This window comes from Acetobacter fabarum, from assembly GCF_040702925.2.
Taxonomy (GTDB): domain Bacteria; phylum Pseudomonadota; class Alphaproteobacteria; order Acetobacterales; family Acetobacteraceae; genus Acetobacter; species Acetobacter fabarum_B.
Genome location: NZ_JBFCXX020000075.1, coordinates 1 through 278, shown reverse-complemented (window position 1 = coordinate 278; position 278 = coordinate 1). Strand labels below are relative to the sequence as shown.

The following is a 278-nucleotide window of genomic DNA, read 5'->3' as shown; positions in this document are numbered from 1 at the left end:
GAACAATGGTGTGGATTGGGCCAGGACACTGGCGGCGCCAGCGCTGACACCTCGCTGCCCGTAGTTGAGGGCGATGTGATGCAGGCTGACGGCGAAAAAACCCAGCAGGGCGAGCAATGGCAGGTCCTTCACTCGAGGCAGGCCGATGCCCTTGACCGAGGCCAATACGGCCATAAACGTCGAGGCGATGAGAAATCTAATCAAGGCCAGGTGGCCGGGTTCGTAGGCCTGGAGACCGATGCGAATGCCAATCGGGGAATAGGCCCAGCACACAATGA

1 protein-coding gene is annotated in these 278 nt (G+C 60.1%); it reads right to left on the bottom strand.

What is annotated here, in order from left to right:
- Positions 1–278 (bottom strand): EamA family transporter (locus tag AB2L51_RS15150; protein WP_400922655.1); only part of this gene is annotated, 278 nt, incomplete at both ends.